Here is an 18,006-nt window from a genome sequence, read left to right as displayed (position 1 = left end):
GTGTTGGCGGTCGGTGAGCAGGCCGACACCGGTGCGCAGCACGCTGCGGATGGCGTAGAGCGGATCACCGCCCCGGCCGCGGTGCGCGCAGGTGTCTTGCTGGACGCTTTGGCGGCATCGGTCCAGCGCATCGCCGGCCAGGGCGACACCATGAAACGGGTCCATCACCGCGACTGCGTCGGGGACTTCAGCTTCGGCGGTCTTGAAGCCGGTGAAGCCGTCCATGGCCTCGATCTCGATCCCGTCGCGGAACGCCGGTGTCTGGGCCTCGAGCCAGGTCTTGAACACCTGTTTGGATGGGCCTTCGGCCATGTCCAGCAGTCTCGACGGTCCGGTGCCGTCGCGGACCGGGGTGAGGTCGATGATGACGAACTTGTCCCCGCGGCGGGTGTGGCGCCACGCGTCCTCATCCACGCCCAGGACTTGGACACCGTCGAAGCGGGTCGGGTCGGCGATCAGCAACTGGTGGCCGGTCGCCAGGACGGTGTCGTTGACGGTGTGCCAGGACACCCTGAGCCCTCGGCGATCCGGGCGATCGACATCGGGTCGATGACGACACTCTTCAACGCCCACATCGCCGCCTGCGTCGAGAGTTTCGCCCTCGGCGCGGCGGCCGCGGTCGTGTCTTGGCGCCAGACCTGCCCGCAGCCCGAAGAGCGGTAGTCGTGGACGCGGACGTGCAGGATCGTTGCCCGCCAACCGTGCGGGACGTGCGCCAGTCGGCGCAGCACGCTGTCGCGCGGCACCCCCAGGCAGCCGCAGGCATGGCATCAGTCATCAGGGTCGACCACTCGACAGAGCAACACCGTGTGGTCGGGATGCAGCTGTTGGCCGACCCCTTCCAAGCCGAGGTCATCCAGCCGGCAGAACGTCCTCAGGTCAGCAGGGCAGAAGGTAGCGTCACGCACGAGCCAGGGCGCAACCGCGGTCTTCGGGGATCGGTGATCGTCCGGTGGCGTTTGGCCGATCAGGCGCGGTCGTGGAGCGTGACCTGGTAGCCGTCGGGGTCGGCGAAGGTGAATGTCCGACCGAAGGGGCCGTCGATCGGTGCGGAGACGATGGTGTGACCGTCGGCGACCAGAGCATCGTGAATGGCCTGGACGTCGGTGGCGTGGAGCCAGATCGCGGCACCGATGCCGGGCTGAGCAACGGATGCGAGATCGGTGCCGGGAACGACGTCGCGGAGTGCGAACGCGATCGGCTTCGTCTCGAAGACGACGGCGTGCGGAGGTCCGGTCTGCGAGCGGACGAGGCCGAGGTACTGCTCGTAGAACGCCTGCGAAGCGTCGAGGTCGCGCGCTTGGAGCGAGATGAAGTCGGGGCCGGTGGCGGGCATGATGATGCTCCTTCTTTTCGTGTCAGCTTTCTGACACAGGTCAATCTATGTCAGAATTCTGACATGAATCAAGACGGTGTCGACCTGGAGACGTCTCTGGGCTACCTGCTGAAAGAGGCGTCGAGCGTCCTCCGCGCAGCCATGGAGGAGGTGCTGCGGCCGCTCGGGATGAGCGTGACGCACTACTCCTGCCTCGAGCTGCTGGCCCAACGACCGGGCTTGTCGAACTCCGAGCTCGCGCGGGGCGCGTTCGTGACACGGCAGACGATGAACGTGCTGCTCCAGGCCCTGGAACGAGACGGCTACGTGACCAGGCCTGCGGAGGCACCCGTCGGGAAGGTGCTCCCCACGCGGCTCACGCCTCGCGGCCGACGGAGCCTCGAGAAGGCGACCGTAGCGGTCCGGTCCGTCGAGGCCAGAATGCTGGCCGGCCTGACCGAGACCGAGCAGTCAGACGCGTTCCGGATCCTGCAGAGCATGATCCATTCCCTGCGCGAAGGTTGAGGGGAGCGAACGGACAGATCCGAGCCCCGTGGATCAGGCGAGGCCGGGCTACACAGGACACCGGTTCCTGCCTGCCTCCGGCGCACCTCAGGAACGATGCACCACCCCGTGAGCTTCCGTGCGCCCGCGAGGGCGGGAGTCGGGCCGTAGTCGGCCGGGGAAAGGGACTGGCGGTTGCGACGCTGGATGGCTGTCGGGCAGGGGGCGACCGTGGCGATATGGCTGGCGTGTTTATGGGGACTGCTGGGGGCCGGTCTCGTCGAGATCCGGGCGCTGTGGGCCGCTCTCCAACCGTTCCGGGTCCCGAAGTGGCCCTGGCGGGACGGCAAAGGGCGGCCGCAGAAGGCGGGGTATGCGATCGCCGTGGTGTGCCGCTTTGGGATGGCGACCGGCCTGGACGCCGTGTATGCCGCCGCGCACCAGATCGTAGGCCCCCTGGGCGCGGTGACCATGGGCATCGCGGCGCCACTCGTGATCCAGCAGATGGCCGTCCGCAACGAACCCACGTCGGCCGAGGTGTCCCGGATCGCAGCTTCAGCCACGCACCGCCCTCTCCCGGACAGAGAAGGGGACGCGGACGCACTGACGGCCCAGCTCAGCCGGCCGGGCACGAGGGGAGACACGGATGTCCGTTGACTGGCGCGCCCTCTTCCGCACGGTCCGGCTGCACTTGGGCGGAACTGCGCCGACCCTCCTGCCCCCGCAGCAAAGTCTTTGGGGCTGGACCCGTGCCGCGCTCGCCTTCCAGCAGGCTCACCACCTCGAGCTGCCCGACGAGCCTGCGCCGGGCAGCGACAACCTGAGCTTCCTGGGCCTGATCCACGCCAGGATCGCAGCCCAGTCCGAGACTGCCGTAACGCGGGACCCCACACTCCTCGGTGCATCCGCCGAGGAACGCAGCGGGGCCGTCGAACAGAGGTTCCGGCACGGCAGCGTCCTGCTGGCCACGGGCCGCTACCAGGACGCCATCACCGTTTTGTCATCCGTGCTGGAGGCGGAGCCGGCGCATGCGCTCGCCCTGGCCGGCAGAGCCGCCGCCCACCGGATGCTCCAGGAGAACGATCTCGCGATCCTCGACGCGAGCAGGGCCATCGACCTGCAGCCTGACCTCGCCTGGGCCTACGCCACCCGCGGCGCCATCCATCGTCTGCAGAAGAACTATCAGGAGGCGCTCACGGATCTCGACAAGGCCATCGAACTGCAGCCGGACTACGAATGGTGCATCGCGGGCCGCGGGGAGACCTACCGGCTGCTGGGACGAGCCGAGGAAGCGCTCACGGACCTCAATCGGGCACTGGAACTCAACCCGCGCAACGACTGGGCGCTCATGTGCCGCGGTGCGGTGTACCTGGACACGCAGGAGGAGCAGACGGCGCTGCGCGTCTTCCGCGAGGCCGTGAGCGTGAACCCCGACGGAGACTGGGCCCTGGGCCTTGCAGCGCTGACGTATCGGCTCATGGGCAAGGACCTCACGCGGTACGCCGACGACCCGGAGGCGACGGCACCGCCCCCGCTGGCCGGCCGGGGCCGACGCCGCCGACGGGGGATGCTGCGACGGCGTCCGGTCCGTGGACTGCCGGTGATCCCAGCGGTGTACATCAGCGTCGTCGCCGGGGGGTTCTACCGCGTAGAGGTTGCGGCCTCGCCGCGCGCGAAGGTCGTGGCTTCCCCGGAAGAGGCTCTTGCAGCGACCGCTGCATTTCTTTATGCAGTGGAAGCCGATCACCCGTCCCGTGAGCCGGTATCACGACCGTGACCGGGCCTTCGCGGGATGCTTCCCATCGCCGCTCGGGCCTTGCCCGGTAGTGCAGTGCAACAGGCGGATGGGCGGGGTGGCTGGTGCTGCTTGGGTTCGGCTAACGGGCCTGGAGCCGCAGCGTTTTGGGTCTGCCCGCGCTTTTCTGTGGTGAGGGTCTGTCCGAATGGCCCTGATGCGGGCAGTGGAGGCGGGTGTGGGGCAATGACACGAAGTGGCTCCGGTCCTGGCGGCGGTGGCCGCCGCCGTGGGATGGATCGCACACTGCGGCGGCCGGGCGGGACTGTGGCAACTGCTGGGGGACATGGCGCGCGAACGCAGCAGGATGCGCGCGGACCTGGAAGTCGCGTTCGCCCAGGGGGCCTCGGCAGCGGCATGGTGATGTCGACGCCCTCGGCGCGCAGCCGCTTCTCCCGGCCAAGGCCATTCTCATTGTCAACGGCTGTTCACGGATGCCTCGTTCGAGGCGGTGACTGTACCTGGATCAGTGGAACGGTGCGGCGCCGCGGAGCCTTCCGCGGGCTGGGACCTCGCCAGCCACAGGCCGGTGAACACGGCGGTGGCCAAAGTGATGGCGCCGGCAGCGAGGAAGGCGCTGTTGAGGCCGGTCTCGAAGGAGGCGCCGCCGGATTGCCGGGTGCGGACGATGGCCCCGAGCACCGCCACGCCGAGCACCGCACCGATCTGCCGGGTGGTGCTGCTGATGCCTGAGGCGAGGCCACTTTCCTGCGGGCTGACTGCTTGGATGGCGGCGCCTGTCAGTGGGGACATGGCCAGTGCGAAGCCGATGCCGACGACTCCCAGCCGCCACCACACGTTCCCGTAGCCGGTGTCGGCGTGCACCATGCCGAGCGCCAGCAGTCCCAGGCCGGCCAGGGCCAGGCCGGTGGCGACCACGATTCGGAAGCCGTACCGGGCGGCGAGCCGGCCCGCGTACGGGCTGACGATCACCATGGCGAGGGATACCGGCAGGGTCTGCAGGCCGGCGCGCAGGATTGAGCTGCCCTGGACGTACACGAAGAACTGGGAGAAGAAGAACGACGAGCCCATGAGCGCGAACCCCACCACGACCATGGCGGTGTTGGACACGGTGAACAGGCGCTGCCCAAACAGCCGCAGCGGCAGCATCGGAGCGGAACGACGGGCTTCGACGGCGACGAAGGCGGCGAGGAGGATCACCGCGGCGGCGAAGCTGCCCAGGATGACCGGTGAGGTCCAGCCGCGGGCACCACCCTCGATCAGCCCGTAGGTGAGTACCCCCACCGCCAGCACGGACAGCACCGTGCCCGGGATGTCGATCGCGGGGGCGCTCGGGTTGCGGGACTCGCCGAGGTGGCGCAGGCCGACCAACAGAAGGACCACGCCGATGGGCAGATTGACCAGGAAGATGGCGGGCCAGCCGAAGGCTTGTGTCAGCACGCCGCCGGCCACGGGGCCTGCGGCCAGACCGATTCCGCTGAGTCCGGCCCACATCCCGATCGCCTTGATTCGTTCTTGCGGCGCGGGATAGGCGGCGGCGAGCAGGGCGAGCGAGGCAGGGCTGAGCGCCGCGGCCCCGATGCCCTGCAGCACCCGGCTGGCGATAAGCCAGCCGAGCGAGGGCGCGAGGCTGCACAGCAGCGACGCGGCGGTGAACACCGCCACGCCGGTCAGGTACACCCGCTTGCGGCCGAATCGGTCGGCGAAGACGCCGCCGGACAGCAGGAGCATGGCGACCAGCAGTACGTACGCGTCGACGATCCATTGCAGTCCGGTCAGTTGGGTGTGCAGCCGGTGCTGCATATCGGGCAGTGCCGCTCCAACGATCGTGTTGTCGAGCAGGACCATGAACTGGCCCAGGCAGGTCACCGTGAGCAGCACAGCCCGGTTCGATCGACTGCCTGCGGTCGCATGCGATGCAGCCATGGGAACCCCCTCAATCGTTAGTTGCGCCCGGTCACGGTCGATGCGGTGGCGATACAGCTGAGCGCTCTAAAGCAGTCCGTGACTGCGTTAGGTGACTATAGGGAGGATCGCCTCGCAAACGCAAGTCGTGACTGCGTTAAGGTGGGGGCATGAACGAGCGACAGCGAGCCCGGCGGCCCGGCGGGCGCAGTGCCCGCGTCGGCGCGCAGGTGCACCAGGCCGTCACCGAACTGATCAGTGAGCGCGGCTACGGCAACTTCACCGTCGGCGAGGTCGCAGCCCGCGCAGGCGTAGCCGACAGCAGCATCTACCGCCGGTGGGCCAACCTGGAAACCCTGCTCACCGACGTGGCGCTCACCCGCCTCAACGCGCAGTCGCCGATGCCCGACACCGGGAGCCTGGCCGGCGACCTGCGCACTTACGCGGCCCAAGTGGCCCGCGAGATCACCGGACCCGACGGTCCAGCGGTGCTGCACCTGGCCGTTGCCCTGTCGAGCAGCGGTCAGCAGGGCCTGCAGGCTGGTGCCGACCTCCGCGCCGAACGCACCCGGCAACTGCAGTCCATGCTCGATCGCGCCCGCGACCGTGGCGAGCACGCACCCGACGCGTTCGACGTGCTGGACCACATCCTGGCCCCGATGTATATCCGCGTCCTGTTCGGCATGGGCCCGCTCGCCCCGGACTACGTCGACGGGCTGGTCGACCGATTGCTGTGACCTCAAACCCCGTTCCCGCGATCAGCCCTCGGACGCGGTGCCAGGGCTCCGTGAGGTGCTCGCCGACACGCGCCCGGCCAGCTCAGGCATCCGGGGATCTCGCGAGGGGTGCCCCTGCGGACAGCGACGCTGCGCAGGTACTCCTCGGCTCCCTGGAGTAGCCCCGAACGCGGGCTCTCCACCATCCAGTACTGGGTCGGACTCTCTCCACCGAAGCGACAGAAGGAGAGGTGCGCGTGAGGCCGGTTGGAGCTACCAGCTGACCGACGACTTGGACGATCCAGGAAGGCGCATCGCAATGGCGTACATGGACTGATAGATCATAGAGGCCGGGCAGTGCCGTCGGCTCGAGGGTACTGCCCCGGTGGTTCTACCGGCGGTAGAATCACCGGCCTGAGCAAGCCGACGAGCATCAAGACCAGCGAGGAAGTGCGCAACCGGCTGCGTATCCTTGCCGACGAGCGCGGCACCACCATCCCGAGCTGCTGGAAGAGCTGGCCAGTCGCGAGCTCACGGAAGCCGAGCGGGAGCAGCATGCTGTCGAGGCCGCCCGTGAGCTCGGCATTGAGTACACCGAGCAGGTTCAGCAGGTCGGCCAGGACGCCTGGGCGAAGATCCGTGCCCATCAGGGCGGCGCCGTCGCATGAACCTGACGGCCGTTTTGGACCACACCGCTCTGGCCGCCCTGTATCGCGCGGAATCCTTCTTCACGGGCCTCTACATCGACGCCTCGCGTGGCACCGGTCGTGTCATCATCCCCTCCCTCGCCGTGCTCGCTGCCGAACGGCAGGTTGCGGGCGCAGGCAAGCACGCGGCATCCCTGCGGTTCGCGGAGAACGTTCCGTTCACCGCAGCTCATGCTGTGGATGCGATGGACTGGAGAAGCGTGGACTGGCCGGTGGCCCACGCTGCTGCGATCGCCTGGCACGCGGTGAAGGCGGGAGAGCCGCTCACGGTCCTGTCGCTGGAACCCGAGCTGTACGCGGGTACCGGCATCACTCCGCTGAACCCCACCTGACCCGCGCCGAATCGGACGAAGGGGGGCCGTTTCTCGCGGGAAACGGCCCTCCTTCTTTGGTCAGTGCCCGGCGTGCAGGTGCGCCTGCCGGGCGGTGACCAGGCCACGCCAGCGGCTGCGGGTGTGCTGTTCACTGTCGAGCCACTGGACTCCGGAAGCCTGGTCGACAGGCATGTCGGCCATGAACTGGGCGATGTCGACCAAGTAGGCGTGATCTTCGTCGGACGTCTGTTCTCGTAGCCGGGTGAGCGTGGCGTGCAGTGCAGTGCGGTGTGGTCGTCGAGGACGGCCTGGTGAAAGGCCCAGGCCAGCTCGCTCACGGGTGTCAGCGAGTGAGGCCCGCGATATCGAGTTCGGTGCGCAGCGTGGCGATCTGGTCGTCGACGCTGTCGCTGCCGGCATCGCGGATGAGTTCGGCCCGGCGGACGTTGATGGTGGTGGCACGCAGGTTGAGGCCGGCCAGGAGCTGGTGGACGAGGTCGATTCCCGCGGTGGCCTGGTCGGGGGCGTAGAGCGCGATGGCGAATGCGTGCAGGGTCTGGCTGTGGGCGGCCTCGCCGGCGTTGCCGTGCTGTTCGGCTTCGGTGCGTCCGGCGAGGTAGGCCGCGGCGGCACGCTCGGGTGGGCCTTGAAGCCAGTGCAGGTCACCCAACGCGCGTTGGTGGCGGCCTTCCCAGCCGAGATTCTGGGCGGCGGCGAGGGCGGTGGGGAAGTCGGAGGCGACATCACCGTCTCCGGCCTCGCCCGCGCTGCCCGAGTCGATCGCAGCTTCCACGTCACAGCCCATGCCTTCCACCCAGCCCGCCCCTCGGCAAACCGAGTGCGCGTACGCACCCGACTACCGGCCGACCAGGGCAGGTCAGCGCACTACAACACCTTGCCGGGGGCTGTGTGCTGAGCTTCTGGCGCACGTCCAGGCAGTGCAGCCGGACACCGGGCTGCCCGGATCCCGTGTCGTACGGTCTGATGTCGCGGCCGCCCACCGTCCGCAACGGATCTCACCGAACCCCGCGGTGCCGCCGGTACGGCCGAAAGATCTGAACCAATACCGGAATCAGGCCGCGACGAGCTCCTGCTCGCGGTCCGGTGTCTTGACCTTGGGATTCTTGTTCGGCAGCGAGAGCCGGAAGACCTTGTGCCACGCGGAGAACACCTGCTTGGGCAGCGGTCCGGTGACGTACTCCAGCTCGTACTTCTCGAACAGCGCGCGGACCTTCACCGCGACCTCGGCGTACCGGTTGCTCGGCAGGTCCGGGAACAGGTGGTGCTCGATCTGGTGCGACAGGTTGCCGGTCATGAAGTGCATGGCCTTGCTGCCGCTGATGTTCGCCGAGCCCATCATCTGGCGCAGGTACCACTGGCCGCGCGTCTCGCCCTTGATCGACCGGCGCTCGAAGACCTGCACGCCCTCGGGGAAGTGCCCGCACATGATCACCGAGTGGGACCAGATGTTGCGGACCAGGTTCGCGGTGAACGTGGCGGCGAGGGTGGTGAGGAACGACGGGCCCGACAGCAGCGGGTGGATCACGTAGTCCTTGAGCACCTGCTTGCGGATCTTGCGGCCCACGGCCTTGGCGCGCGCGCGGAACTCCGGGTTCTTGCGGCGGCGCTTGTGCAGGTTCTTGCCGAGCTCCAGGTCGTACGCCGCGATGCCGTACTCGAAGAAGCAGGCGTTGATGAAGTTCCACAGTGGCTGGCCGAGGTGGAACGGGTGCCACTTCTGGTCCTCGTCGACGCGCATGATGCCGTAGCCGAGGTCGTTGTCCTTGCCGATCACGTTGGTGTACGTGTGGTGCAGTTCGTTGTGCGAGTGCTTCCACTGGTCGGACGGCGAGACGTGATCCCACTCCCAGGTGGTGGAGTGGATCTTCGGGTCTCGCATCCAGTCCCACTGGCCGTGCAGGATGTTGTGGCCGATCTCCATGTTGTCCATGATCTTCGCCACGGACAGACCGGCGGTGCCGAGCAGCCACGCGGGCGGGAAGAACGAGAACAGGAGCACGCCCCTGCTGACCAGCTCGAGCTTGCGCTGTGCCGAGATGACCTTGCGGATGTAGGCGGCGTCCTTCTCGCCGCGGCCGGCGATCACCTCGTCGCGGATCGCGTCCAGCTCGCGGCCGAGCTCCTCGATCTGCTCCGCGGTCAGGTGGGCGGTGGGGTCGATGGCGGTCAAGGTGCTCCTACCGTTCGATGTCGCAGGGGCCCGCAGCGGCGGACACGCAGGTCTGGATGAGGACGCCCGGCTCGGCCTCGGTGATCTTGCCGGTGCGCAGGTCGCGGACGGCGCCCGCCTTGAGCGGCGTGATGCAGCCGAAGCAGATGCCCATGCGGCACCCGGAGGGCATGAGCACGCCGGCCTCCTCGCCGATGTCCAGCAACGGCGTGGCGCCGTCCGCGTCGACGGTCTTGCCGGTGGAGCTGAACGTGACCTCGCCGCCGTCGCCGGCGACGACGATGCTGGGGCGGAAGCGTTCGGTGTGCAGGCGTTCTTGTATGCCGTGCTCGGTCCAGTGCTTTTCGGCGGCGTCGAGCAGGCCCGCGGGCCCGCAGGCCCAGGTCTCGCGCTCGGCCCAGTCGGGCACGAGTTCGTCAAGACGGGCGATGTCGAGCATGCCGTCCGTGTCGGTGTGCACCTCGGTGAGCCGCAGCTTCTTGTCCGCGACCAGGTCGTGCAGTTCGTTGCGGAAGATCACGTCTTGCGGCCGTGGCGCGCAGTGGACCATGACGACGTCGTCGAACTCGATGTCGCGCAGCATGCCCATCACGGGCGTGATGCCGCTGCCGGCAGTCAGGTAGAGCACCTTGGCGGGCTTGGCCTGCGGCAGCACGAAGTCACCGGCCGGCTGGTCGAGCTGGATCAGCGTGCCCGGTTTCGCCCTGCGGACCAGGTGGTTGCTGACCTTGCCGTCCGGGATCGCCTTCACGGTGATCATGACGCGGCCGTCCTGGCGGTTCGTCGGCGAGGTGATGGAGTAGGCACGCCACAGGCGCACCCCGTCGACGTCGACCCCGATCCGCACGTACTGACCGGCCGTGTGGCCGCGCCAGCCCCGTCCCGGCCTGATCACGATGGTCGCGGCGTCACCCGTCTCGGGGTGCACGGCCTCGATGCGCCCACGTAGGTCAGCGCCCGCACGCAGCGGGCTGACCAGGTCGAGGTAGTCCGACGGCAACAGCGGCGTCGTGACCATCTCCAGCAGTTTCCACGCCCTGCTGCGGAGGGCTGCACTCGTCATGACTCCAGCTTGCTGTGCCTCAAGGCGTAAAGTCCTGACCGCAGGACGTAAATCTGGTCGGCTGAATTGTTCGCAGGGAACAAAAACGTGAGCCATGCAATCCGGAGGGCCAGCGAACTGGCCCTCGATGAGAAGACGGTCACCGCACTTCGGGCCGCGCTGAAGACCACCGCCGACGAGGTCGTCCAGGCGATCATCGACGAGGTCCCTTCCTACGCCAACGCCCTTTCGGGCCGCATGGGCGGCACCATCCGCCGAGCCGTCCGCACCGCCCTGGGGCACTACCTGGACCTCGCGAGCGGGAACGCCACAGGCGGCGACGCCGGTGACGCAGCCTACGAGCTGGGCCGCGGCGAGGTGCGCGACGGCCGGTCGATGGACGCCCTACTCAGCGCCTACCGCGTCGGTGCCCGCGTGGCCTGGCGATGCCTGGCAGCGGGTGCCGTACCCGCAGGCCTGCCCGCCGCCGAGGTCGCCAAGTTCGCCGAGCTGACCTTCGCCTACATCGACGAGCTCTCCGCCGCGAGCGCCGCGGGCCATGCCGACGAACTGGCCGCCCGGGGCAGGGCCCACGAGCGCCACCTGGAACACCTGGCCCGCGACCTCCTCGCCGGCGCGAGCCCGGACGTGCTGCTGGCCTCTGTTCAACGGGCCGGGTGGCAGCCTCCGGTTTCGCTGACCGCGGTTCTGCTGCCCGCCGCCCAGGCCCGGCCTGCCTACCGGGCGCTCGACCCGGGCACCCTCGTCCTCGACGATCTGCCGGACGCCACCGGTGTGCTGCTCGTCCCCGATGCCGACCGATCACATCTCTTGCGGCAGCTCACCGACCGCACCGCCGTGGTCGGCCCGGCCCGGCCATGGACTCGTGCGTCCGCCTCGTACGCACGAGCCGTACGCGCGCGCTCCCTCTCCTCTGATATTCGCGACACCGAGGACCACCTGCCCGAGCTGGTGCTGAGCGCCGACGTGGACGCGTTCGCAGACCTGCGTGCCCGAGCCCTCGCACCGTTGCGGACCTTGCCTGTCGTGACCGCACGGCGGCTGGAGGAGACGTTGCGGGCGTGGCTGCTGCACCAGGGCAGGCGGGACGAGGTGGCGGCGGCGTTGTTCGTCCATCCCCAGACAGTCCGGTACCGGATGTCGCAGCTGCGGGAGCTGTTTCCGGATCTCGCATCGCCACACCGGGTCCTTGAACTGACGCTGGCGGTCGGTCTTCGGGTCAGCTGACGCGTCCTTCGACCGTCCACGCCCGCGCCGCGAGCGGTCCAGGAATCGTGCGTCGTTCTCGGTGCCATCAGCTGGCTCATGCGGCCCGGGGAAGAGCGGTATTACTGACTTCAGCTGGTCAGGGTGATGTTGGCGCGTCGAGGTCCAGGCCGGTTCGGGCTATGAATCCGTTGAGGGTGTCGGGTCGGTACTGAAGGCGCTTGAGGCGGTTGCGAAGGAGGACTTCGAGTCGGTCGAGTTCGCTTTCGCCCAGGTTGCGTCGGTTGCCCTTGCTGGCGGGGTGGGTGCGCAGGCGGTGGCGGAGTCGGGTGCGGGAGCCGGGCCGCATGGCGATCAGTCCGGCGACTGACAGGCGTCCCGAGCGCCGCCCGCTGACCGTCACGACCGGCGTGTGGCCGCGTCGGCCCCACGCGCGTCCTTTGGGCGGCCGTCAGGTGAAGCCTGCCTCGTCCTCGAAGCAGACGTAGCCTCCGCAGGCCGCCCTGGTTCTCTTACCTCGGCCCAGGTCGCCTCCTTCCACACCTTCACGGCCTGCTCGTCGCGTTCGGCCACCCGTCGTGCGGGCACCTGCGGGCTGAAGCCGAGCCGGTGCATCAACCTCGTGGCCCCGGAGATGCTGGAGGAGACGTGGAACTTCCTGCCGATCAGCGTGGCCACTCGCGCTGCGGTCCACACCTGGTCCTCCACCCAGCCGTGCGCGGCAGGCCCCTGCTCGAGCTGCGCGGCGAGTTTCTCCAGGCAGCGTGGAGAGAGGCGGCACCGTGATCCACTCGGCTCCCGGGACGACAGGGCCTGCACACCGCCATCGCACCACTCCTGGTGCCACTGACAGGCGGATTTCCGGCTCACTCGCAGTCGCCGCGCGACCTCCGGCGGCTTGATCCTCTGCTCGAACAGCTCGGCTGCCTGCATCCGTACCGTCTCCCGGCGCTGACGCCCCGCAGCGGTCAGTCCGCCCCCATCCGCATACCTCACACATCCCTGGATACGGCCAACAACCCGCCCTCACCAGGAACTTCGAGAAAGATCACCCTGACGAGCCGAAGTCAGTAACCGGCCGGTGGCCGGGGCAAATACGCGGGGGATAGGGACAGGAGCCCGCTCGGAGCCGACCGCGCGGAGGCGCTCGCGGGAGGGCTTGGCGGTGTGAAGGGAATTCCTGGTCGTGTGATCTTCCGGTGGTCGAGGGATGGAGGCAGGGCCTGTCACCGTGCCACCTTGGCGTACTCCGCGAGGATGGGCTGTTCCGGTGCGATCACCGTGTCGGGGATCTCCTTGGGGAGAAGAAGCGCCGGCTGGGGCCTCTGTCTACCAAGTCCGCCTCCCGCTGCCCACGGCCAGCGAAATGCCTCGGGTTGCGGCCTGCTACCCGGACCTTGGGCGACCGGCCTCGGCATACCGCGCAGACTCCTCGCAGAAGTCGAGAAAACCACGAGCCCACGCACCGATGCCCTCCACATACCGGCCGACCGCCGCCTGCTCATCCGGCGCCAGGCCCATGGCCGAGGCGGCGGCCTGCAGATGGCCCGTCGCGACAGGCAGTTCGGCGATACGCCAGGACAGCCACCGGTGCACCTCGTCCACGGCCTCCTGCAGCGCCAGACAGTGGTGATGCTGCAATACCACCACCAGGTTGCTCGTTTCGCCGCTGAGCAGCTCCTTACGCACAGAGAACAGATCGTTGGTCCAGCAGATGACATCCGCGGCGGTATCCCGCAGCCGGCGACAGGCCGGCGAGGACCACACCGGCTCGGCCAGCTCCGCGTCCTGCGCGTACTCGATGAGGTCAAAGCACCAGCCCACCGCTCCGGACACTCGCCGCCAGCAGACATAGGCCTGCGGCGTCGGCACGCTGTGGTCCGCACGGCGCTGGATCATGTCCCGGTTGGTGCCTATCCATTCCGCCAGATGCCGAATGAAGCGAGCGCACCATGCGGGGCCCATGCAGCCGGCCACCCGCGGCACCACCTCCGCCAGGACGCGTACGGTCGCCGGCGCCGGTTCGGGCACGGCGCGCTTCCCGCCGGTGACGGCGCACACCATGGCCTCCAGCTCCGCGTCGACCGTTCCGGATGCGGCCCGGTGGGCGTCGCTCCGGTCGTCGACGACGAACATCCACAGGACCAGGCGGGACAGCTCGGCCAGCCGCTCCGGTGGTGCCCAGGGCCAAACTCGTCCGGCGAAGGCGGTATGGCACTCCCTGCGGGCCTGCTCGGCAGCCTCCGCGGACAGCAGCCCCGACGCCTGCGCCCAGGCGGTGACGTGCGGCTCCACCTGCGGCAGGCCCGGATTGAGCAGCGAGGGCCCGGAGATCTGCACGGCAGGGGCAGCAAACCCTTGCACGGCATCGGCGCGGACGGCCCGCGTCCCGGTCCCATTACTTGCGCTGGCAGGCGTTTCTCCCACGGGAACCCCCTCCCGGCCCGATGACCACCCGGGCAAGGACCATGTCTGGTCGGCCATCCCCGCCGACCGCCTCTTACCCACCCAGCCGCGACCGGACGCCCGGAATCTCCCCGGAGAGTCGAGGCATTGGCCGCGAAGGTCTGCGTATGACGATGGACGGTCCCGGTACGGGCGGCGCGTGGAAGAGCTGCCCGGGTCGTGGGACGGCGGCGGGGACGTAGGGGAGTGCTTCGCTGCGATCGCAACCGGGCACGGCAACGGTCGTGTTGAGGTCAGTGAGTCCGTTTCACCCTGAAGTTGCTGATTGCGGGGGTGGTGTGATGGCTCTTCTTCGTACTCATGCTGGTCGTGGCCGGCTGTCCGGGCTGTGGATCATCTGTCAACGGGTCCTACGTTGTTGGTGGGTTGGATGTTCGGGGCAGTGGGCCAAGACGGCCTTCATCCGGAGCAGTTCGCCCTCGGGAGGGACTCGGGGTGCGGGAGGATCCAGCCGGCGACCGTGCGGGGTGAGGGCGGGGGTGCGGTGACCTTGCTCGGTGGCGTGCGCGAGTTCCCGTGTTGAACTCGTCGCATTCCCAGAACAGCCGGGTCTTCCCCCCGCCGCTCAATGTCGTGCGGTATGAAGAGTGTCAGTCACGCGGTGGGGGAACCGCGGGGTTGGGTCTGGAGGGGCTCAGTGGCGTTCGAGCGTTCTTGGGAGAGGCCAGACCCTGGTCTGGTGCAGGGCGCTGAATTTGGTGATTCACGGGTGATGATGCGTCTGGCCCACTTCTTCGAGCGTCGCGATCCCGAGCAGGCTCATCGGTGGTTTCACGATGCCGCTGAGGCCGGCGAGAGCGAAGCGATGTACCGTCTCGCCGAGTTCCTCACCGGACGACAGGCAGACCAAGCCCGACACTGGTATCGGCGGGCCGCGGAAGCGGGACACCTCCAAGCCATGTATGCGATGGGCACGACCGGCGATGACTCGAGGAGCGCGGTAGATGGCTGCGACGCGCTGCCCAGAGTGGGCATGTCGACGCGAAGCTGGAGCTTGGTGGCGCACTCCGTGATGGGGACTTGCCCCAAGAGGCGGAACACTGGCTCCGCGCAGCGGCCGAGGACGACGGCGAGCAGTGGGTCGAGCCACTCGACCCGGCCGAGAGCGATGCTGGCCTCGGTCCGCGGCACCAGGCATGCCTTGATCTCGTGGCTCTGTTGGCCGCGCAGAGCCGCTTCGACGAGGCAAACCAGTGGCGCGACCGAGCGAAGCGCGTCCTTGAGTGGGAGGCAAACGTAAATCGCGCCTTCTGCAGGCGAACGGCCACGGGAACGGTCGTGGTGACTGCCGTGGTCGCGACCGCTGTCATCCCCTTCGTGCAGGCCCTGATGTCCAAAGCAGCCGAGGACGCGTACGGGCAGGCCCGTGCGCTGGTCCCACGCATGCTCCGCCGGTCCCCCTCCCAGGGCGAGGCCAGCAACGGGGCGACGCTGCTCATCGCGGACGACCCCGACGCACACATCACCTTGTGCCTGTGGTCAGACGTCACGGACGAGGCCTTGCGGGCCCTGACTTCTCTTAATCTCGACGAGCTCACCGCCCAGCGGCCTGACCGTGGCCGGATTCGCCTGGTCTGGAACCCGGCCACTTCAAGGTGGCAGATCCGCGGCGACCAGCGAGACCAGTAAGCGATGCCGCCTGACCTGCAGAACCATCTGCAGACAGCCGTGGAGAGGTGGCGATCGCGTGAGCATGAGCCCGGGGCGGGCGGGTAGTCGTCCTCAGCCGGACGGGGAAGGGCCATGACACCTGGGGAGGTCGAAGGGTCCTTCCCTGCCGACGGCATCCGGTGTCATCCGGCCTGGGCACGTTCGGCCCGTCTCCGATCTTGGATTCCCTGCCGCCGCGGTCACCAGGCTTGTGCATTTCCCGCTGACTGACCGTGCTCGTGGTGGGTACCCGGGGCGGTGCAGTCAGCCGGGAAGGACGTGTGTCGTGATCGTCGTTGCTTTTTTGCTGCTGCCCCTGCTGGGGCTTTTGCTGTACGGCATGGACCGCGTCGAGGACCGTCTCACCGCCAGGCCCTCAGAGCCGCGTCATGCCGGCGGCCGCCGCCTGCGGTTGATTCCCGGCGGCCACCAGCACACCGCTCACCATGCGGCACGCCGACAGCACGAACAGCAGACCCGGGCGGCTTGACCCCGTCCACATCCGCAGCTTCAGCTGTCGTGCATCGTTGTGGAGCCGGTGCGCGATGTCCCGTGCAACGAAGTTCGCCGCGGACGGCACGACGCTCACTCACCTTCCTGTCCATGGACGTGTTTGTGGGAGGTGGCTTCCTGACACGCCGAGCGCTGCAGCACGGGGGCCAGCGTGATCGCTACGCACAGGCCGACGACCAGTGAAAACGCGACCAGATTCCGCATGTACGCAGATCCGAGGCCGGGCGTCCATGTCGGCAGTCGGTAAGAGGAGAAGATCACCGCAAGAAGCGTCAACCCGATGTAAGTGGAGAACCATTGCCAGGAACCCTGCGCGAGTGCGGCCGTCAGCACGGCGGCGAGCGCAATGCCGATGACCCCCGGCTGACCGGGACTGTCACGGCTCGCACCAATGGATGTCGATTGCCAGGCTTCTTGAAGGCTGGGGTGGTCGTCCATGGTCACTCCTGCATGGTTCGGAGGCCATCAGCATCCGGGCACGATGCGCCTCGACATGGCGCCATGCCGGACCCGCCCGGATGTACCGCCCGGTTGGCGGGGATTCCAGCCCGGGCGCTGCCGACGACGGCCGGAGCCGTAACGCCTCGCGCCGCGGGCGGCGGCCCGGGGTGCCAAGCGCCCTTCCCGGCAATCTCCCCTTCACCGAGCCGACCCGCGCCCGGACGCTCCTGAAGCCCGAGAGCGACATCCAAGGGCCGAGTCGCTGAGCATCGACCGCGAGGCGTGACCCGCCGAAATACCGGATGCCGGGCTTGGTGACAGCAAACTTGATTGGTGACAACTATCGCGCTGCGGCTCACCTCACCGGGGCGACCGCCTGCCGGGCCGGCCGCCCTCCCAGTGCATGCCGAGGGCATCGAGTTCCGCGCGGCGGCCCGCGGGGAGCCGGCCTGCCCGGCGCCGGGTTGTCCAGCCCCCCCGAGCCGAACCGCCGTGACCTCTCCGCCTTCGCCTGCCATCTCTTCGACCTGTTTGCGCGGTGCGTTCAAGTGCCCCTCGCGGGCGTAGAACTGACGGGCCGCGGCAAGGCGGGTGGCCCACCGGTCGGCCTGTGTCCGCCGTGCGGGCTGCTGCTCTGCCTCGCTGACCAAATCCCAAGGCTCCCTGAGGCGGCGAGGTGGCCGGGCGTTCCCCGGTCGACCGCGGCAAACAGGGCCTGAAACGCTCGGGCATGACGGACGAATGCGGCATTCCACTGGGCCGTGTCCTGGCCGGCGCCAACAGACACGACTCCCCGCTGCTCGCCCCGACCCTGGACCGCCTGGACGAGCTGGGCCCGTTGCCCGACAACGTCACCGTGCACTTGGACGCCGGCTACGACTCGGACAAGACCCGCGCTGTACTTGAGGAACGCGGCCCGCACAGCCGCATCGCGCACAAAGGCGAGAAGGCACCATCCAGGCCAGTCAGCGTTGGCACGTAGAACGTACCCACGCCTGGCAGAACGCCTTCCACCGGCTCGCCCGCTGCTACGAGCGGCGCGCCACCGTCGTCGACGCATTCTTCGACCTCGCCGACGCGGTCATCACCGTGCACAGTCTGATCCGGCGGGCATGGACGACTCACCGCTGGGACGAACGCCCGAACCGCCGACCATGACCGCACCCTCATCCGAGCCACCTCTAAAGGTCGCGCACCGCGAGAAGTTCGACCGCTGCCCCAGACGACTCCAGCAGTGGTGCAGCGGCAGAACGCCGGGG

Annotated in this window: 20 protein-coding genes and 3 pseudogenes; 10 read left to right on the top strand and 13 right to left on the bottom strand. The window is 68.5% G+C overall.

Annotation, left to right across the window (positions count from 1 at the left end; translation table 11 throughout):
* Positions 1-3 precede the first annotated feature (3 nt).
* Together AAFF41_RS01810 and AAFF41_RS01805 are read right to left on the bottom strand one after the other, a co-directional pair.
* A pseudogene (locus AAFF41_RS01810) lies at positions 4-908 on the bottom strand (ISL3 family transposase); the annotation flags it as partial.
* 59 nt (positions 909-967) lie between these two features.
* The gene (locus AAFF41_RS01805; protein ID WP_319753851.1) at positions 968-1,336 is read right to left on the bottom strand and encodes a VOC family protein; all 369 of its coding nucleotides are present in this window, start codon (positions 1,334-1,336) and stop codon (positions 968-970) included.
* Between the two features lie 63 nt (positions 1,337-1,399).
* On the opposite strand from AAFF41_RS01805, the gene AAFF41_RS01800 reads away from it, so the two are divergent.
* The 4 genes from AAFF41_RS01800 to AAFF41_RS01785 all read left to right on the top strand — a co-directional run bounded on the left by AAFF41_RS01800 (position 1,400) and on the right by AAFF41_RS01785 (position 3,978).
* Positions 1,400-1,840 carry a MarR family winged helix-turn-helix transcriptional regulator gene (locus AAFF41_RS01800; RefSeq protein ID WP_319753850.1) on the top strand — a complete coding sequence of 147 codons (441 nt, stop codon included), beginning with the start codon at positions 1,400-1,402 and terminating at the stop codon, positions 1,838-1,840.
* Positions 1,841-2,026: 186 nt separating this feature from the next.
* On the top strand, positions 2,027-2,476 hold the full coding sequence (locus AAFF41_RS01795; RefSeq protein WP_319753849.1) for a hypothetical protein: 450 nt from the start codon (positions 2,027-2,029) through the stop codon (positions 2,474-2,476).
* Positions 2,466-3,596 (top strand): tetratricopeptide repeat protein, encoded by a 1,131-nt coding sequence (locus AAFF41_RS01790; protein WP_343323314.1) that lies wholly within the window; start codon positions 2,466-2,468, stop codon positions 3,594-3,596. The genes AAFF41_RS01795 and AAFF41_RS01790 overlap by 11 nt, the downstream gene beginning before the upstream one ends.
* A gap of 214 nt (positions 3,597-3,810) precedes the next feature.
* The gene (locus tag AAFF41_RS01785; protein WP_319753847.1) at positions 3,811-3,978 is read left to right on the top strand and encodes a hypothetical protein; all 168 of its coding nucleotides are present in this window, start codon (positions 3,811-3,813) and stop codon (positions 3,976-3,978) included.
* A 53-nt stretch (positions 3,979-4,031) separates the two neighbouring features.
* Here AAFF41_RS01785 and AAFF41_RS01780 read toward each other — a convergent pair whose 3' ends face one another.
* Positions 4,032-5,501 carry an MFS transporter gene (locus AAFF41_RS01780; protein ID WP_343323313.1) on the bottom strand — a complete coding sequence of 490 codons (1,470 nt, stop codon included), beginning with the start codon at positions 5,499-5,501 and terminating at the stop codon, positions 4,032-4,034.
* 149 nt (positions 5,502-5,650) lie between these two features.
* On the opposite strand from AAFF41_RS01780, the gene AAFF41_RS01775 reads away from it, so the two are divergent.
* Complete coding sequence (locus AAFF41_RS01775) at positions 5,651-6,217, top strand: TetR/AcrR family transcriptional regulator (protein WP_319753845.1); 567 nt, start codon at positions 5,651-5,653, stop codon at positions 6,215-6,217.
* Between the two features lie 320 nt (positions 6,218-6,537).
* On the opposite strand, the gene AAFF41_RS01770 is transcribed toward AAFF41_RS01775, so the two are convergent.
* Positions 6,538-6,843 (bottom strand): hypothetical protein, encoded by a 306-nt coding sequence (locus AAFF41_RS01770; protein WP_343323312.1) that lies wholly within the window; start codon positions 6,841-6,843, stop codon positions 6,538-6,540.
* A gap of 17 nt (positions 6,844-6,860) precedes the next feature.
* Here AAFF41_RS01770 and AAFF41_RS01765 point away from each other — a divergent pair, with 17 nt between their 5' ends.
* Positions 6,861-7,235: a PIN domain-containing protein gene (locus AAFF41_RS01765; RefSeq protein WP_343323311.1), complete on the top strand. Its 375-nt coding sequence runs from the start codon at positions 6,861-6,863 to the stop codon at positions 7,233-7,235.
* 60 nt (positions 7,236-7,295) lie between these two features.
* Here the strand turns inward: AAFF41_RS01765 and AAFF41_RS01760 are convergent, their stop codons facing one another.
* The 4 genes from AAFF41_RS01760 to AAFF41_RS01745 form a co-directional block, all read right to left on the bottom strand.
* Positions 7,296-7,418, bottom strand: a complete 123-nt coding sequence (locus tag AAFF41_RS01760; protein ID WP_343323310.1) for a hypothetical protein — start codon at positions 7,416-7,418, stop codon at positions 7,296-7,298.
* A 142-nt stretch (positions 7,419-7,560) separates the two neighbouring features.
* Positions 7,561-8,010 (bottom strand): hypothetical protein, encoded by a 450-nt coding sequence (locus AAFF41_RS01755; protein ID WP_319753841.1) that lies wholly within the window; start codon positions 8,008-8,010, stop codon positions 7,561-7,563.
* 279 nt (positions 8,011-8,289) lie between these two features.
* Positions 8,290-9,408 carry a fatty acid desaturase family protein gene (locus tag AAFF41_RS01750; RefSeq protein WP_319753840.1) on the bottom strand — a complete coding sequence of 373 codons (1,119 nt, stop codon included), beginning with the start codon at positions 9,406-9,408 and terminating at the stop codon, positions 8,290-8,292.
* A gap of 7 nt (positions 9,409-9,415) precedes the next feature.
* On the bottom strand, positions 9,416-10,471 hold the full coding sequence (locus tag AAFF41_RS01745; RefSeq protein ID WP_319753839.1) for a ferredoxin reductase: 1,056 nt from the start codon (positions 10,469-10,471) through the stop codon (positions 9,416-9,418).
* Positions 10,472-10,558: 87 nt separating this feature from the next.
* On the opposite strand from AAFF41_RS01745, the gene AAFF41_RS01740 reads away from it, so the two are divergent.
* Positions 10,559-11,698, top strand: coding sequence for a PucR family transcriptional regulator (locus AAFF41_RS01740; RefSeq protein ID WP_319753838.1), 1,140 nt, complete (start codon positions 10,559-10,561; stop codon positions 11,696-11,698).
* Between the two features lie 118 nt (positions 11,699-11,816).
* Here AAFF41_RS01740 and AAFF41_RS01730 read toward each other — a convergent pair.
* The 3 genes and pseudogenes from AAFF41_RS01730 to AAFF41_RS01720 form a co-directional block, all read right to left on the bottom strand.
* A pseudogene (locus AAFF41_RS01730) lies at positions 11,817-12,673 on the bottom strand (IS630 family transposase).
* A gap of 390 nt (positions 12,674-13,063) precedes the next feature.
* Positions 13,064-14,017 carry a terpene synthase family protein gene (locus AAFF41_RS01725; protein WP_319753836.1) on the bottom strand — a complete coding sequence of 318 codons (954 nt, stop codon included), beginning with the start codon at positions 14,015-14,017 and terminating at the stop codon, positions 13,064-13,066.
* Positions 14,018-14,846: 829 nt separating this feature from the next.
* Positions 14,847-15,038 (bottom strand): hypothetical protein, encoded by a 192-nt coding sequence (locus tag AAFF41_RS01720; protein ID WP_343323309.1) that lies wholly within the window; start codon positions 15,036-15,038, stop codon positions 14,847-14,849.
* Here AAFF41_RS01720 and AAFF41_RS51315 point away from each other — a divergent pair.
* Both AAFF41_RS51315 and AAFF41_RS01715 read left to right on the top strand, forming a co-directional pair.
* Positions 14,949-15,383 (top strand): hypothetical protein, encoded by a 435-nt coding sequence (locus tag AAFF41_RS51315; protein ID WP_415926049.1) that lies wholly within the window; start codon positions 14,949-14,951, stop codon positions 15,381-15,383. The genes AAFF41_RS01720 and AAFF41_RS51315 overlap by 90 nt on opposite strands.
* A 50-nt stretch (positions 15,384-15,433) precedes the next feature.
* Complete coding sequence (locus tag AAFF41_RS01715; protein WP_343323308.1) at positions 15,434-15,772, top strand: hypothetical protein; 339 nt, start codon at positions 15,434-15,436, stop codon at positions 15,770-15,772.
* A 397-nt stretch (positions 15,773-16,169) separates the two neighbouring features.
* Here AAFF41_RS01715 and AAFF41_RS01710 read toward each other — a convergent pair whose 3' ends face one another.
* Both AAFF41_RS01710 and AAFF41_RS01705 read right to left on the bottom strand, forming a co-directional pair.
* Positions 16,170-16,382 (bottom strand): hypothetical protein, encoded by a 213-nt coding sequence (locus AAFF41_RS01710; protein ID WP_343323307.1) that lies wholly within the window; start codon positions 16,380-16,382, stop codon positions 16,170-16,172.
* Positions 16,379-16,744, bottom strand: coding sequence for a hypothetical protein (locus tag AAFF41_RS01705; protein ID WP_343323306.1), 366 nt, complete (start codon positions 16,742-16,744; stop codon positions 16,379-16,381). Before AAFF41_RS01705 ends, AAFF41_RS01710 begins: the two co-directional genes overlap by 4 nt.
* Before the next feature lie 670 nt (positions 16,745-17,414).
* Between AAFF41_RS01705 and AAFF41_RS01700 the strand changes: the two are divergent.
* A pseudogene (locus tag AAFF41_RS01700) lies at positions 17,415-17,905 on the top strand (transposase); the annotation flags it as partial.
* Between the last annotated feature and the right edge of the window lie 101 nt (positions 17,906-18,006).

It is taken from the genome of Streptomyces mirabilis (assembly GCF_039503195.1).
Taxonomy (GTDB): domain Bacteria; phylum Actinomycetota; class Actinomycetes; order Streptomycetales; family Streptomycetaceae; genus Streptomyces; species Streptomyces mirabilis_D.
This window is presented reverse-complemented; position numbering and strand designations above follow the sequence as displayed.